At 62.3% G+C, this 14,946-nt stretch carries 11 protein-coding genes; 3 read left to right on the top strand and 8 right to left on the bottom strand.

Going from position 1 to position 14,946, the window contains the following annotated elements:
- Nucleotides 1-87: 87 nt before the first annotated feature.
- The 3 genes from JZY06_RS01040 to JZY06_RS01050 all read right to left on the bottom strand — a co-directional run bounded on the left by JZY06_RS01040 (nucleotide 88) and on the right by JZY06_RS01050 (nucleotide 4,440).
- Entirely contained in the window at nucleotides 88-1,557 is a 1,470-nt protein-coding gene (locus tag JZY06_RS01040; protein WP_207117661.1) for an NAD-dependent succinate-semialdehyde dehydrogenase, read from the bottom strand.
- A gap of 400 nt (nucleotides 1,558-1,957) precedes the next feature.
- Complete coding sequence (locus JZY06_RS01045; protein ID WP_207117663.1) at nucleotides 1,958-3,673, bottom strand: hypothetical protein; 1,716 nt, start codon at nucleotides 3,671-3,673, stop codon at nucleotides 1,958-1,960.
- Nucleotides 3,674-4,023: 350 nt separating this feature from the next.
- Complete coding sequence (locus JZY06_RS01050) at nucleotides 4,024-4,440, bottom strand: LapA family protein (RefSeq protein ID WP_207117665.1); 417 nt, start codon at nucleotides 4,438-4,440, stop codon at nucleotides 4,024-4,026.
- A gap of 94 nt (nucleotides 4,441-4,534) precedes the next feature.
- Between JZY06_RS01050 and rlmN the strand changes: the two genes are divergently transcribed.
- Nucleotides 4,535-5,644 (top strand): 23S rRNA (adenine(2503)-C(2))-methyltransferase RlmN, encoded by a 1,110-nt coding sequence (gene rlmN / locus JZY06_RS01055; RefSeq protein WP_207117667.1) that lies wholly within the window; start codon nucleotides 4,535-4,537, stop codon nucleotides 5,642-5,644.
- A 647-nt stretch (nucleotides 5,645-6,291) separates the two neighbouring features.
- On the opposite strand, the gene JZY06_RS01060 is transcribed toward rlmN, so the two are convergent.
- From JZY06_RS01060 to JZY06_RS01080, 5 genes are all read right to left on the bottom strand, one after another.
- The gene (locus tag JZY06_RS01060) at nucleotides 6,292-7,752 is read right to left on the bottom strand and encodes an arylsulfatase (protein ID WP_207117669.1); all 1,461 of its coding nucleotides are present in this window, start codon (nucleotides 7,750-7,752) and stop codon (nucleotides 6,292-6,294) included.
- A 65-nt stretch (nucleotides 7,753-7,817) separates the two neighbouring features.
- Nucleotides 7,818-8,954, bottom strand: coding sequence for an ROK family transcriptional regulator (locus JZY06_RS01065; protein WP_207117671.1), 1,137 nt, complete (start codon nucleotides 8,952-8,954; stop codon nucleotides 7,818-7,820).
- Nucleotides 8,955-9,080: 126 nt separating this feature from the next.
- On the bottom strand, nucleotides 9,081-9,986 hold the full coding sequence (locus JZY06_RS01070; protein WP_207117673.1) for a carbohydrate ABC transporter permease: 906 nt from the start codon (nucleotides 9,984-9,986) through the stop codon (nucleotides 9,081-9,083).
- The gene (locus JZY06_RS01075) at nucleotides 9,983-10,915 is read right to left on the bottom strand and encodes a carbohydrate ABC transporter permease (protein WP_207117675.1); all 933 of its coding nucleotides are present in this window, start codon (nucleotides 10,913-10,915) and stop codon (nucleotides 9,983-9,985) included. The genes JZY06_RS01070 and JZY06_RS01075 overlap by 4 nt, the downstream gene beginning before the upstream one ends.
- A 288-nt stretch (nucleotides 10,916-11,203) precedes the next feature.
- The gene (locus JZY06_RS01080; RefSeq protein ID WP_207117677.1) at nucleotides 11,204-12,532 is read right to left on the bottom strand and encodes an ABC transporter substrate-binding protein; all 1,329 of its coding nucleotides are present in this window, start codon (nucleotides 12,530-12,532) and stop codon (nucleotides 11,204-11,206) included.
- Between the two features lie 587 nt (nucleotides 12,533-13,119).
- On the opposite strand from JZY06_RS01080, the gene fabG reads away from it, so the two are divergent.
- Both fabG and JZY06_RS12095 read left to right on the top strand, forming a co-directional pair.
- Nucleotides 13,120-13,905 carry a 3-oxoacyl-ACP reductase FabG gene (fabG, locus tag JZY06_RS01085; protein ID WP_207117679.1) on the top strand — a complete coding sequence of 262 codons (786 nt, stop codon included), beginning with the start codon at nucleotides 13,120-13,122 and terminating at the stop codon, nucleotides 13,903-13,905.
- A 367-nt stretch (nucleotides 13,906-14,272) separates the two neighbouring features.
- Nucleotides 14,273-14,946, top strand: a 674-nt coding sequence (locus JZY06_RS12095) for an MFS transporter (RefSeq protein ID WP_242516503.1), incomplete at its 3' end; no start/stop codon positions are given.

Here is a 14,946-nt window from a genome sequence, read left to right on the forward strand (position 1 = left end):
GATGGTCTGTGGTTTTTGTCTGGTGCGGCGGCGGGGAAAAAGGGGCGGGTTCTGCCACGCCCCTTGTCCGCATCCGTGTTCCGGCGGCTAGGCTTCGGCCAGGTAGATGGTGTCGAGGTATTCCTCGATGCCTTCGGCTGAGCCTTCGCGGCCGAAACCGGATTGTTTGATGCCGCCGAACGGTGCCGCCGGATCGCTGATGGATCCCCTGTTGATGCCGATCATTCCGGCTTCCAGGCCGTCACGCAGTGCGGCCAGTGCCGCAAGATCGGTGGCGAAGCCGTAGGCGGCCAAACCGAAGGGGGTGTCGTTGGCCATGGCAATACCTTCCTCCAGATCCCGGAACGTGGTGACAGTGGCCACGGGGCCGAAGATTTCCTCGTTGTAGATCCGCATCGACGGGTCCACCCCGGCAAGCAGGGTGGCCGGATAGAAGTAGCCGGGGCGGTCGGGAATCCCGCCCCCGGTCAGTGCCGTCGCACCCTGCGCCACCGCATCATCGACCAGTGAGGCGATCCGGTCACGCTGGGTCCGGGTGATCACCGGACCCAGGGTGGTCGCCGCATCCATGCCGTGGCCGAGAGTGAACGCCGCCATTTTCCTTTCGAACTTGCCGGTGAATTCCTCGGCGACATTCTCATCGACCAAGAAACGATTGGCCGCGATGCAGGCCTGCCCGCCGTTTCTCATTTTCGCGGCCACCGCCTGCTCCACGGCGTGATCGATATCGGCGCAGGCGGCCACCACAAACGGGGCATTGCCACCCAACTCCATGGACGTCCGCTGCAACTGGTCGGCGGACTGCCGGACAAGAATCTTGCCCACCGGGGTCGAACCGGTGAAGGTGACTTTCCTCAGCCGCGGGTCAGCCATCAGTGTCGTGGACACACCGGCCGCATCGGTGGAGGGAATAACCGAGACCACACCCGGGGCGACATCGAAATCAGTGAACACACTGTGGATGATTTTGGCCAGATACAGCATGGTCAACGGGGTTTCGTGGGCGGGTTTGACAATGATCGGGCATCCGGCGGCCAGAGCCGGGGCTATTTTGCGGGTGGCCATCGCCAAGGGGAAATTCCAGGGGGTGATCGCCAGCACCGGTCCGACCGGCCGGTGGGTGACAGTCATGCGCCCGTGACCGGAGGGGGACTGGGAAAATCTACCCGGCAAGCGGACGGCCTGCTCGGAAAACCAGCGGAAATACTCGTTGGCGTAAGCCACCTCACCGGATGCCTCGGCGAAGGGTTTACCCATCTCCAAAGTCATGATGGTGGCGAAATCATCCGCGTGAGCCCCGACGGCGGAAAAAATGGCCCGCAGCACCTCCGACCGGGTGCGCTCCGGGGTGGCGGCCCACGATTTGCCGGCGGATTCAGCATGGTCCAGTGCGGTGACGAACTGGGCGGGCGAACAGTCGGCGACCTGCGCCACAGGTGCGCCGGTCGCCGGATCATCGACGGTGAACGTGGCATCATCTGACGCGTCGACGAAATGGCCGGCCACAAAGGCCTGCCGGGGAACCTCGAATGCGTAGTCGTCGAGGGAATAGCTCATATCAGACCTTTAAGCCTTTCAAAAGGGGGAAGGAACAAACGGTCACGCACCGGGATGGACACACCCCGGGCGCGCTGGTGCAAGAAGCAGCGGAAAAGCCGAGACGGGGGTGGTGGATCAACCCTTTCGGCATGAACAGCAAACACACATTCCCGCCGCAGCGCAGCGTGCCCCCAATTATGCCGGTAACCGGCCCCGAAAACGGTTTCGGCACGGTGGGTGGTTACACCCGTTCAGGGGAGAATGTCCTCATGTATGCGGTCACGCCGGGCATCAGGTGTGTCTGCTCCTGCTTCGGTTGCCCGGAGTGCCGTTCACCCAGCAGGCGGGACACTGCGGGGCGGGCTGTTGTGCCGCAACCGGAGTGTCCGCCCGCCGGTGCGGGCTTTGCCGGCGGCTGTCACTTACCGGTGTAGTCGACGGGGACTGACGGATCGGGGGGAAGGACCAGTGGGGTGGCGCCGCTGCGATCAAGCTTTCCCTGTTTTTTCAGGCTCCACCGGGTGATGAAGTGGTGGGCGAGAATCAAAGCCCACACCATAAAGGCCGCCAAACCAACATAGAACTCGACGAACAACACCACTACCGCCGCGAAAATCAGCAGCATGGTCGCCCACCACATCAGCTGCGACCCGCGTCCGGACTGGTTGAGGGGTCTCGGATCCATCCCGGCATGGGCCAAAAGCGCCCGGCACTGGTCTTCGGTGAGGTAGTCGAGGCGGGGAAATGGTGTGGCCCGGTAGTAGCTGCCCAAAATACCGCGGGTGTATCCGCGCTGGAAAGGCGTGGCACGCCGGGTGGTGGTCGGTGCCGGAAGCCCCAGCATCCGGTGGCCGTCGGAGCGGACAACAAGCTCGACTTTGTGTGCCGCCGACCCTTCTTCCGGCGCCCCGGCCGTTGCCGGAGCCCCGGTGCTGCCGGGGTCTGCGGCCGGATGTACCGCCCCGGCCGCGGCCGGGCGGAGATCATCACTTACCGGATTCCCGGCTGTGGCCGCCGGGCTGCCGGTTGGTTGCCCCGGTACTGCCGGGATGGTGTCGTGGGCATTATCGCCGTGGGGACCACCGGTGAATGCGGTTGCGGTGCCGCCACCACAACCGGCGCTGCCGGCATCGCCGTCGATGGTGCGGTGATCGTCATCACCGGCAGGCCGGGAAGTTTCATCCGCTGATTCGACGGCGTTGTCCCGGTCGTGGTCACCGGTGCCGGAAACGGGGGTGACCGGGTGCTGTGTATCGGTACCGGCGGTGCAGCATGCGCAGGTCTCGTCCGGCTTACCGGGATCAGTGTCACCGGCTGGAGTATCAGCGCCACCGGTGTCGTGCTCCCTGGCGGCATCGTCTTTGTCGGCGTTGCCCGTCCCGTTGTCGGGGTGGTCGTTGTCGTCTTCCCCGCTGCAGGCGGCAACAGGTTCCGGTGAATCGGCCGGTCCGGCACTGTCCGGTGCCTCTTGAACCGCAGGATCTACCGGGTCATCTGCTCGGTCACCGGTGCCGTAGTCGGCTTCCGGTGCATCGGTGGCGGTCCGGCCGGTGTCCGCGGCAGTGCCGTTTATTTCCCCGTTGGTGTTGGCGGGTGCGTTCTCTGCCGGGTCTGCGGTGGTCTCACCGGTGACGGGACGTGTGTCGTCGTCGGCGGCGGTGCCGGCTGCTGCGTCAGTCCCGTGTGCGGGCAGCTGCGGGGTGGGGTGATCGACCGGATTGCTGAAATCGTCCAGCCGCCAGAAATCCTCATTGTCCTGCTCCGGCACTTTCTTCGCCACAGCTTTTTTCACTGCTGCCACCGGCCCCGGGAAGTGGACACTGGCGCTGGGCTGCGGGGTATCCGGGGTGATGGTGACCGGCACCCCCAGGTAGCGGCCCGCCCGGGTCATCGGCGCGATGACCGGCCACCACAAGGTGGTGGTGTCGTCATCGAGCAATCCGATACCGTCTTGTTTGTCACAGACGATGATGGCTTTGCCGTGGCCGAAGTAGTCGGTGGCGGCCAGCAGATAGGCGTCGACAGTAAAAGGACCGGCGCTGTCGCTGTGCGCCGCGGACAGCTCGCGGACATGGCCGGAAAACCACGTGAGGTTGGTGATCGGCGTGGGTGTGGCTGCGGTGGAATCCGACATGTCGGTGCAAGGCTCCTGGAAACGATGTGGTGCGGGGTCGGCCGATGGATGGGAAAGGCCGGGCGGGAAAAGCCACCACTGCATCGCCTCGCCTGGGTGTTCACTCCGGTGGCGGCCACCGCCGGTGCCGGAGGACGTGTGTGGGATGACAACGCGTGTGTGACTTCCTGCCAAACTTCCAGCTTAGCGTCCATCAACATCGCTTGACCAGAGACAATCGGCCCGGCGGGGTACCTCGCGGGCGCGGGAGACAAATTTTTTGTCTCTTTCGCCTTCCGCCGCATCACCTGGCAGGGGTGGAAAAAGACAGCCGGATAGTGGTTAGAAAAAGCGGCCGGCGACCGGGTCTGTCAGCGGGCCCGGCGCAGTTTTTTGATCTCCTTGCGCAGCTGCAGCATGCGCACCCCGCCGATGACCCCCATGATCAGGGCCGCCACAATACAGCTGAGCAGCACGCACACGCCCAGCGGCAATTCGAACTGCCACAAAAACAGGGTCAGCTGAACCGGCTGCTGGTTTTGCATGATGAACACCAACAGCCCGATACCCAGCACGGCGCCGGCAATCAGGGACATCCAGGTGGCCCCGGCCAGCGAAGCCCGGCCGGTGGTGGTGGCAGCCGGTGGCGCGGTCGGCGCGGGCGCAGGCGTGCTGTCGGCCGGCGGTGCGGTGTCCGGATCCTGCCGGGCAGGCAGGGAAGGTGAGGGGTGAGGCGAGTCGTTGTCGGCCGGAGTGCCGCTGGCCGGGTGCACGGGATCGGGTGTCATGACTTCCCATTTAACGGTGTCGGGTTGCGCTGCGCCACCTGTGGCCGGGGATGTTTTTCGTTTTCGGCCCGCTACATGCCATGATGGTCAGGCTATGGCCGAAAAAATACCCCTTGTCTTCACCGCCCAACGACGCAGTATGCCGCCGGTCCACTTCGCGGATCTCGACCACGATTCCCGGGTGGATAAAGTCAAGGAGCTGGGGCTGCCCGCGTTCCGGGCCAACCAGATCGCCCGCCACTACTACGGCAGGCTGGAAGCCGACCCGGCCACAATGACCGATCTTCCCGAAGCGGTGCGCCCACAGATCAAACAGGCGCTGTTCCCCGATTTGATGACGCCGGTCAACAAGATCGAATGCGATCGCGGCCAGACCCAGAAAACCCTGTGGCGGCTGCACGATGGCACGCTGCTGGAATCAGTGCTCATGCGCTACCCGGATCGGGCAACGCTGTGCATCTCCTCCCAGGCGGGCTGCGGGATGGCCTGTCCCTTCTGTGCCACCGGCCAGGGGGGACTGGACCGGAATCTCTCCTGCGGTGAAATTGTCGACCAGGTGCGCAATGCGGCGGCCACCATGCGTGACGAGGATTCGCGGTTGACCAATGTGGTGTTTATGGGAATGGGCGAGCCGTTGGCCAACTACAAGCGGGTGGTCTCTGCGGTGCGGCAGATCACATCACCGGCGCCGGACGGTTTCGGTATCTCCCAGCGCAATGTGACGGTTTCCACCGTCGGTGTGGCACCGGCGATCAGGAAATTGGCCGATGAAGGCCTGTCGGTGACATTGGCGGTCAGTTTGCACTGTCCGGACGATGAGTTGCGCGACACCCTGGTTCCGGTCAACAACCGCTGGTCGGTGGAGGAAGTGCTTGACGCCGCCCGGTACTACGCCGACCACACCGGTCGCCGGGTCAGTATTGAATACGCCCTGATCAGGGATATCAATGATCATCCGTGGCGGGCTGCGATGCTGGGGGAGAAACTGCACCGGGCCTTGGGCTCCCGGGTCCATGTCAATCTCATCCCGCTCAATCCCACCCCGGGGTCGAAATGGGATGCCAGCCCGAAACCGGTGCAGGACGAATTTGTCGCCACCGTGGCGTCCAAAGGGGTTCCCTGCACGGTGCGTGACACCCGCGGCCAGGAGATCGCCGCCGCCTGCGGCCAGCTGGCTGCCGAAGAACGTGCCGCCTCCGCCTAGGGTTTTATTGTTTGACAACCGGCAGCTCGCACGGTGCCGGGACCTTGTCTGTCCCCGGCCCACCGGGGTGATAGAACCCGTGGCCCGTTGTCCGCAACGGTTGGTGGTCTGCGGTGTGGGGGAGCGGAATTGATGCGGGCGGGTTCAGCGATGGTGCCGGCACCTGTGGTCGGAGTGATCCGGCCGGTTGCACCGACGGCGGCGCGGGCAATGTTGGTCCCGCCCAATAAAATGCTGCAGACCGGGGCACCCGTGATGGAAAAAAGGGGCGCTGGCGAGAGCTGTACCGACCGTTTCCGCACCTACCCGTGCCACCGGGCACATACCCGCGGACCGGTCACCGTTGCTGGCGCGTGCGGGGGAGATGCCGTGGGCTTTATCCCGCCTGACAGCCGGGATAAAGCTGTGCCCTTTTACCAAGGTCGGCGCAGGGGAAAAACTACCCGGCGGCGACCGCCTCCGGTGGGGTGGCCATGAGGTGGCGGTGTCCCTTGCCAGGCACATTATCCACCAATGGTCACCGGTCTCCGGCAGGTGCCGGTGTTTCTGGTGCCGGGCGGGTTGGGTGGGGAGCCGGCGGCAACGGCCGCAGCAGCCGGTGACTGCTGCGGCCGCTGCCCGTGAGCAGGTGTTGTCCGGCGGGTTTTTCAGCCCTGGGGCGGGTAGCAGTGTTCGAGAACGGGGTGGACCTGTCTGCCGGTGACAAGGCGGCCTTCAGCAACGAAACCTTCTTCCCGGCCCGTCAACTCCCGGATCAAAAGGCCCCGCATCCGGTCGGCTATCCCGGCGGTCTCGGCGGGTGGGGTGTCGTTTCGCAACAGATCGTTGGTTTCCCCTTCATCCCGCCGGAGATCGAACAGTTGCTGCACACCGGTGGCCGACCACCAGATGTATTTGTAGCCGTCGGCGACAATCCACTGCTGCGACTGGCCCAAAATGGTGTGCTCCCCGTGCAGATAACGGGATGATTGCTGTGGTGTTGCCGCCCCTCCGGTCAACTGGTTGGCGAAGGAGACACCGTCAATGCCGTCGGGAACCGGCAATCCGGCCAGATCAACGAGGGTGGGCATAATGTCCATGATGTCGACCGGGCCGTCGACATGGTGGCCCGGTGCAACATCGCCGCCGGTGGCGAACAACGGGATTCTGCTTGATCCCTCATAGGCCAGTCCTTTGCGCCACATACCGTGATCGCCCATCATGTCGCCGTGATCCGAGCTGAACATAATGGTGGTCTCATCGGCGAGGCCGAAATCCGACAGCGCCTCAATGAACCTTTCGATCTGGGCATCCAGGTGGGTGATGTTGCCGTGGTAGCCGGCCATGGCACGGGCAACGACATCGTCCGGGTAGTCGGCCACCAGTGATTGCGGCGAGTTGTTGTTGCGGTAGTCGGCGAGAACCTCCTGTTCCCATGTGCCGCGGACAGGGGTGGCAGCAGGTCTGTCTTTGTACATGTCGAATGCCCAGGCCGGTGGATTGTAGGGGGCGTGCGGGCGGTGATAGGACAAAAACAGCAGGAAAGGCCGGGTGGGATCACGCCGGTAGAGCCAGTCAATGGCCTGATCGGTGGCCCAGTTGGTCGGGTGGAAACGCTCCGGACCCGACCAGGGGGCGGCCGGAACGGCATTGCAGTGCACCCCGTTGGAGTATTCGTCCGGGAATGCCCCGGCGGTCGGCTGGTTGTACAGCCACGCGGTGTAGTCGTCGGTGAAACGGGGATCGGGGCGGCCCTGACGGTTGTGGTGGAGATACCCGTCGTGGAGGATCACGTTATCGAACCCGGCGGTGCAGCGAGCCGGGTGCACATGCATTTTCCCGACCGCCTGGGTTTGGTAGCCGGCGGCTGAAAAACACCCGGCCAGGGTATCGGCCACATCGAAGGTGACACCATCTTCGTATCCGACCCGGCGGTGGTTGCTTGCTTTCAGCCCGGTCAGCAAACTCATCCGGGCCGGGACACACGTCGGGCAGGATGAATAGGCGCTGTCGGCAACCGTGCCCTGACTGGCCAGGTCATCCAGGAAAGGGGTGTGAACCACAGACGGGTTGAGCAGGCAGTCGTAGCGCCACTGGTCGGTGAGGATGAGAACGAAATTTTTGGGCATTGCTTGACACATTTCAGACAAAACGGGGCGGGAAAAGGAAAACAACGGGTGGGCGTGCTGGGTGACTAGGGGTTGGTCACCGCCATCCACAATGGGGAAGCGGCGGCCTGGGCGGTGGAGGTGATGACCTCCCCGCCGTGGATCAGAGTCGGCGGGCGGGTGACCCAGCTGCGGGCCGCCACAGCCGCGCACAATTCGGTGAAACCGCATGGCTGCCGGATGATTGAAGCGCTGACCACAATTTTAGGCAGGGGGAGAACCTCATGGATGCAGGCGATCAACGCTGCGCAGTTGTCGACCCGGCGGGAGAGAATCCGCCGGGTTTTTTCCCCTTCCGCAGTGTCGGTGACAGCGACATCCATGAGCACTTCGAAGGTGTCGCCGGGGCGGAGCACCTTCGCTTCGATGGCCTGCTCGGTCACGGCCCCATCGGAGACAAGCGACCGGGCGGTGCCGGTACGGCCGTCGATGGTGCGCACCGGCAGCTGGTCCAGCATCCCGTCGCCGAGTTCCCCGCACAGCACCTGCCCATGGTGGCTGAGAGCGAATTCTATGACACTTCCGACATAGAGATGACCGAAGGTGGCATCCGGCTGCACCAGGCCGAACACCAGGTTGGATTGGGCGTGGCTGCGGGCAACCGACTGTACTTTCACCGGCAGGCCGAGTTCTTTTTCCAGGTGCGCCCCCAACGGCACCCGGTGCCAGTCAAGCGCCGGGAACCGCAGCACCGTTGAGCCGTCGGTGTCAACCCAGCCGCCGACCGCCACGCCGACGCCCAGCGGATCGGATCCGCGGCGGGCACACAAACTCCGGATGGCTTCGGCGGCTGCCGCCACCACTGATGAGGGGCTTTGCCCGTGCGGGACCGACACCCGGTCGCCGGGACGTCCGGTGACGTCAACACAGGTCACCGACAGACTGTAGACACCGATGTGCAGGCCGCAAATCCACAGCGCATCCGTGTTGAGGTACACCACCGGTGAGGGGCGGCCCACCTGTCCCGGTTTGGTGGCTTCTCCTTCCACGACCAGCCCGATCGAGATCAGTTTCGCCACCGACCGGCTCACCGTTCCGGAGTCGAAACCCAGATGATCGGCCAGCTCGGCGCGGGTGGCCGGGGCAGCCGAGAGATGACGGATGATCTGTCCGGCTTTCCGTGTCCGGCGAAACAGCGCGGTCAACTCGTGGTAGTCGGTCATCGTGGGCCTCCTGGCAAACCGGGTGCGGCGGGCACCCGGTGGGGGAAGGATGTTGTCAACACAAGGGACGTGCCGGAAGGGATGCTGCAGGCCGGAAAACGGCATTGTCCCACCACCGGTCTTTCTCTAGGCTTTCACCGACCCTTGGGCCAGCCCGGCCCGCCAGTAGCGCTGGAGGAGCAAAAACAGGATGATCACCGGAATAACACCCAGCAGCGAACCGGTCAGCACCTGGGCGGTGAGAATTTCCGCCTTGTAGTTCTGCCAGGTATAAAGTCCCAACGTCACCGGAAGAAGCTCTTTGCCGCGCAGCATCACCAATGGCAGCAGGAAATTATTCCAGGTGGCGACGAAAATAAACAGGGCGATGGTCACCACCGCCGGCCCCAGCAGGCGGATAACGATACCGAAGAAAATACGCAGTTCACCCGCGCCGTCGATACGGGCGGCCTCAATCAACTCGGTGGGGATGGTGTCGCAGTAGATCATGCCGAGGAACACCCCGAAAGGACTGACCGAGCAGGGGATGATGATCGCCCACACGGTGTTGACCAACCCCATCCAGTTGAACAGGTAGAACATCGGGATGGTCAGCAGCGATGCGGGAAGGAGCATACCGACCAGGATCATGCCCAGCAGAATCTTTTTCCCCCGGTAGCGGAACTTGGAAAATGAATACCCGCAGGACAGTGAAATCAGGGTGCCGATAAAAGCGGTGGTGCCGGAGTAGAAAATCGAGTTGATCACCCAGCGGGCGAAATTCCCGCCGTCATAGGTGGTCACATCCCGGACATTGGCCGCAAAGGAATTGTCCTCGGCGAACCACAGCGGGTGGGTCACCAGCATTTCTCCGTAGGATTTCGTTGACTGCACCACCAGCCACCACACCGGCAGCATGAAATAGATGGCGGCCAGCACCATAACCACCATCACAGTGGTTTTGGTGAGCGGTTTCGGCTGCATGGATGCCGGAACCGACACATCATGGGAGTGCTTTTTGGCTTTGCGGAAACGTCGTGTCGTGGAGGTCATTTGTTATCACCACCGGTGTTCTTTTTGTTCAGGCTTGCCTGGTAGATCAGCCACACCGCGGCCAGGACACCGGCGATGAGGGCCATGAGAATTGACGTTGCCGACGCCAGCCCCATGTCCTGGGAATCGAAGGCCTGCTGGTAGGCCATCATCATGGGCGTGTAGTCGGAAGAAATGGTCGGCACTGTGGTGCGCATCACCACAGGTTCGTTGAACCATTGGACGGTGCCGATAATCGACATCAGGACGGTGATGACTGCCGCACCCCGCAGCATCGGCAGTTTGATGCGCCACACGATCTGCCATTCGCTGGCGCCGTCAATGCGGGCGGCCTCGTAAAGCTCGTGGGGAACGGATTTGAGGGTGGCCATGAAAATGATCATGTTGTAGCCGACGAAAGTCCAGGCCGTCATATTCGCCATGGAGGGGTTGAGCATGGCCTGGGAGGTAAACAGTGATGAGTCGGTGCCGAACAGGCCGAGGATGGCGTTGAAAGGACTCAAATTCGGCGAATACAGGTTGGTCCACAAGATCGCGCCGACCACACCGGGGATGGCGTAGGGAAGGAAATACAGCAGCCGGAATGTCTTCACGCCGCTGGCGGCCAGCGAGTCGAGCAGCAGCGCCAGAGCCAGCGCGGAGATCATGACCAGGGGAATTTTGATGACACCGTATTCGGCGACATTGACCAGGCCAGACCAGAACGCCGGTTCACCGAGCACCTGGGTGTAGTTGTCGAGACCGGTGAACACGAGTTTTTCCGGACCGAAACCACCGTCGGTGAGTTTTTTGGTAAACAGTGACGAATACGCCGACGAGATGATCGGGATGATGAAGGAAACGAGGAAGAAAAGGAAAAACGGCAGGGCGAACAGCCAGCCGACGCGGGCTTCGCGGCGGATGTGCCTGGCTTTGGTGTGGGATGCCACCAGAGATCAACTCCCTTGAAAGACTGTGGGGTGAGATAAGGCAAGCTGCGGACAAGTTGCGGCAATAGCTAAAAAACTCACCGTGTGATCGAGCAGCCGGGGCTGTGGACAACGAGGGGAAAAGAAAACAGCCGGTGTTTCGTTTCGTGCCGGCACATCACGGGCACCGGGGCAAAACAAAAAGCGGGGGATTCCCGGCGGATCAGGGGACAGGGGCACATAAGTCTTGTGGTCCCCTCCCCGAGACCCGCCGGGAAAGTTAAAACAGCAGTAGTATTGCCGTGTTTTCTACTCTGTGACTTTCAGGCCGGCATCTGTCAGTGATGCCACAGCCTGCTGCTGGCCTGCCTCGAGTTCCTCGGCGACCGTGCCGCCGGAACCGATGGTTCCCTGCTTGTCTTTGAGGACCTTCATCGTCGCGGCGATCTTCGGGGCCCAGTGAATGGTGGGCGCATTGTTGTTGGCGGTGATGAACTCCGAGTAGTAGTCCTGGCCGGAGTAGAACTCCTTCAGGTTCGCCGGGGTTTCGATGTTGTCGGCCTTCGCCGCGGGCAGCAACCCCAGCCCGGTCAGGCCCTCAATGTTGGTGGCCCACCAGTTGGCGAATTCGATGGCCTGCTCGGGGTATTCGCAGCCTTTGAGGACGGCACCGATGGTGCCGCCGTTCTGGCCGACAGTGGTGGTGGAGGCCTCAAAGTGAGGTATTTGGGCGATCTTCCAGTTACCGCTGGTTGATGGTGCCGTATCGGCGATGAGCGGGGCTTCCCAGGCGCCGCCGATGGTCGACAGCAGGGTGCCGTCGGCTAGGGCTTTACCGAAGTCCTGGCCCCAGCGCTGCATCGGCACGACCAGATCATCGGCCACCATGGTGTCGAGATTGTCGGCGACCTTCTTCGATTCGTCACCGGTGATGCTCACCGACCACTCCTGTGTGGAGGGATCATAGCCGAACCAGTCGGCGCCCTCGCTGGTGACCAGGGCGTTGGTCCACATCGGCTCATCGGTCAGGAAAGCACCCATGTAGGACTTTCCCTCTGATTTTTCCCGAACCGTCTTGGCCGCGGCTTTGTATTCCTCCCAGGTGGTGGGCACCGAAATGCCGTACTGCTCGAACAGATCCGCCCGGTAGTAGAACAGGATCGGGGATGCGCCGAAGGGCAGGCCGTAGACTTTGTCGCCGACTTTGGCCTTGTTGTACAGGCCTTCCCAGTAGTTGTCCTTGACTTTGTCGGTGTACTGGGAGACATCCATCATCGAACCGATCATGTCCGGCACCCGCTCGTTGCCGATCATTGTCAGGCAGGGGACATCTTTGCCGGCTGCGACAATCGAGTTGATCTTCGCATAGGACTCGGTGGCTGAACCCTGCATGCGCTCCGGGGTGACCTGGATGTCGGGGTGCGCCTGGTTGAACTGCTCAACCAGCTCATTGACGGTGGGGGCGCCTTCCTTGTCCGGAATCCGGTGCAGCCAGGTGATCTGTGCGACTTCGCCTTCTTTGAGGGTTTTTCCGGAATTGTCGGCGGTGTCGTCAGTGCTGGAGCAGCCGGCTGCAACCAGACCGAGTGTGGATACAACAGCAGTCAGGCTCATGGTGAGCCTGCGTGATGATTTCATGATTCCTCCAGGAATGTTACCGCAGCCACATCGGTGCGGTGATGGTGGTCGGATTCACTATAAAACGAATTAAATGCACGTGCAGGAAAATATCTGCAGCATGATGCCCACCGGTTTTTCTGTCCGTGGATATCTGCACCCCCAATATGCGGTATGACGTGGGTAGAAATACTGGTGAACGGCCGGACTCTACCCCCGGAAACCGATGATTGATCGCTGTCACGATTCACCCTTTTTGGGGTGGGTTCCTACAGGGCAGGGGGCAATGACTGAAAAAAGATAAGAACACGGCCGTCGGAGCCGGCGTGTTGGGGATGGGGGGCGTGATGGGGTGGGTTGCCGCCGGGTGGACCGGGAACCTGCCCTGGCCCATCTTCATCTATGGTGGGGTCAGACGGACCCGGCACCGACCGTGCCCTCGGCTTATTTCTGCAGGCAGGGCTAACCGGTGGGTGCTGCCAGCAGAAGAACACCGTCCCGGCCGCACGTGACCGGGACCATCCACTGCCGGTCGACTGCAGTCATCGTGGGTCCGTGCGGTTGATTGGCCGGTGGGGGTGAAACGTGCACCAAGGAGTGGGAACGCTATGACCGACAATGACCGAAATGACGCTCGCCCGCTGGCCGGCCGGGTGGCCCTGGTGACCGGCGGCACCATGGGGATAGGGCGCGGGATATCCACCGTTCTGCGTGAGCACGGGGCCACGGTTGCCGTGACGGGAGTCACCGAAAAAGAATGCCAAAAAGCCAGGGAAGACGGTTTTACCGCCTACCAGCTGGATGTCCGTGACCCGGACTCGTGCCGGAAGGTCGTCGGGCAGGTTGCCGATCAGTGCGGGGGGCTGGATATTTTGGCCTCCAACGCCGGTATCTATCCCCAGGCCGACATTGCCACCATCACCACCGAACAGATGGAGCAGATCTTCGACATCAACGTCTTCGGCACAATCCGCATGGTGCAGGCGGCCAGTGATCTTCTGGCGGCCTCCGGGCAGGGCCGGGTGGTGGTGACCAGCTCCATTACCGGCAATATCACCGGATATCCGGGATGGTCACACTACGGTGCCACCAAGGCTGCCCAGATGGGGTTTGTGCGCAGTGCGGCTATTGAACTGGCTGCGAAAAACATCACCGTCAACGCAGTTTTGCCGGGAAATATTCTTACCCCGGGGCTGAAAGACATGGGGCAGCAGTACCTCGATCGCATGGCCCAGAGCGTGCCGCTGGGATTTCTCGGCGAACCGGAAGATATCGGCCAGGCGGTCGCCTTTTTGGCCTCTCCCGGGGCGCGCTACATCACCGGTCAGCAGATCATTGTCGACGGCGGTCAGATCCTGCCGGAATCGCCGGAAGCTCTTGACGATATCCGCTGACCGCACTCCGGCCTTTCCCGGCCTTCGGACCGCCGATATCCCCGGTGTCCCGGCCGGAAAGTGCCGGAATCTGAATTTTGTCCAGGTGTAGGACTTAATACCCCCATGAAAAAGTCGGGCGGGCATTGGGGCTGTGGTGCGTGGTGCAGGTGTTTTTCCGTTCTTGGGCGCAGTGGTGGGATAACGACAGAAAAAACCCTGATTATGCAGCTGGGGGTAGTCATTGAGAAGGGGGATTGGACCCGGCAATCAGCGACACTAAGGTTCCTCTCAACATTTTCCACAGTTGGAATTCGCTGTTTGTGAGGAGAGTCCCGTGACGCGAATCAATGCCCCTTCCGTCGAGACCGTTTCCGGCCCCCTGGTGATGCCGTCAGGCGCTATTCGCCGCCGGATTATTCTCGCTTCGGTGGTGGGCACAACGATCGAGTTCTACGACTTCTACGTCTACGCGGCCGCCGCCGTGGCAGTGTTTCCGTTCCTGTTTTTCCCCCACAACGATGATCCGACCGTGTCGCTTCTGGCATCGTTTGCCACCTTTGGTCTGGCCTTTGCCGCCCGCCCGCTGGGGTCGGTGCTCTTCGGCCACTTCGGTGACCGGATAGGGCGCAAAGCGACCCTCGTGGCTTCTCTTCTGACGATGGGTATCGCCACGTTCATCATCGGTTTGCTTCCCACCTATGCTACGGCCGGTATTGCCGCACCGGCGCTACTGGCGCTGATGCGTTTCGGACAGGGCCTGGGCCTGGGCGGCGAATGGTCCGGCGCAGCCCTGCTGTCGACGGAAACCGCCCGGGAAGGCAAACGTGCCTGGGCCGCCATGTGGCCGCAGCTCGGCGCGCCCCTGGGGTTCATCTTCGCCAACGGCCTGTTTCTGATTCTGACCAGCACCCTCGGATACAGCCCGGGTGATACCGTCGGGGCCTTTATGGCTTGGGGATGGCGCATCCCCTTCCTGCTGTCGATCGTCATGGTGGTCGTGGGGCTGTATGCCCGTTTCTCCCTGGAAGAAACCCCGGTGTTTACGAAAGCCCTCGCCGA

Origin of the sequence: Corynebacterium mendelii (assembly GCF_017307055.1) — a bacterium.
GTDB classification, from domain to species: domain Bacteria; phylum Actinomycetota; class Actinomycetes; order Mycobacteriales; family Mycobacteriaceae; genus Corynebacterium; species Corynebacterium mendelii.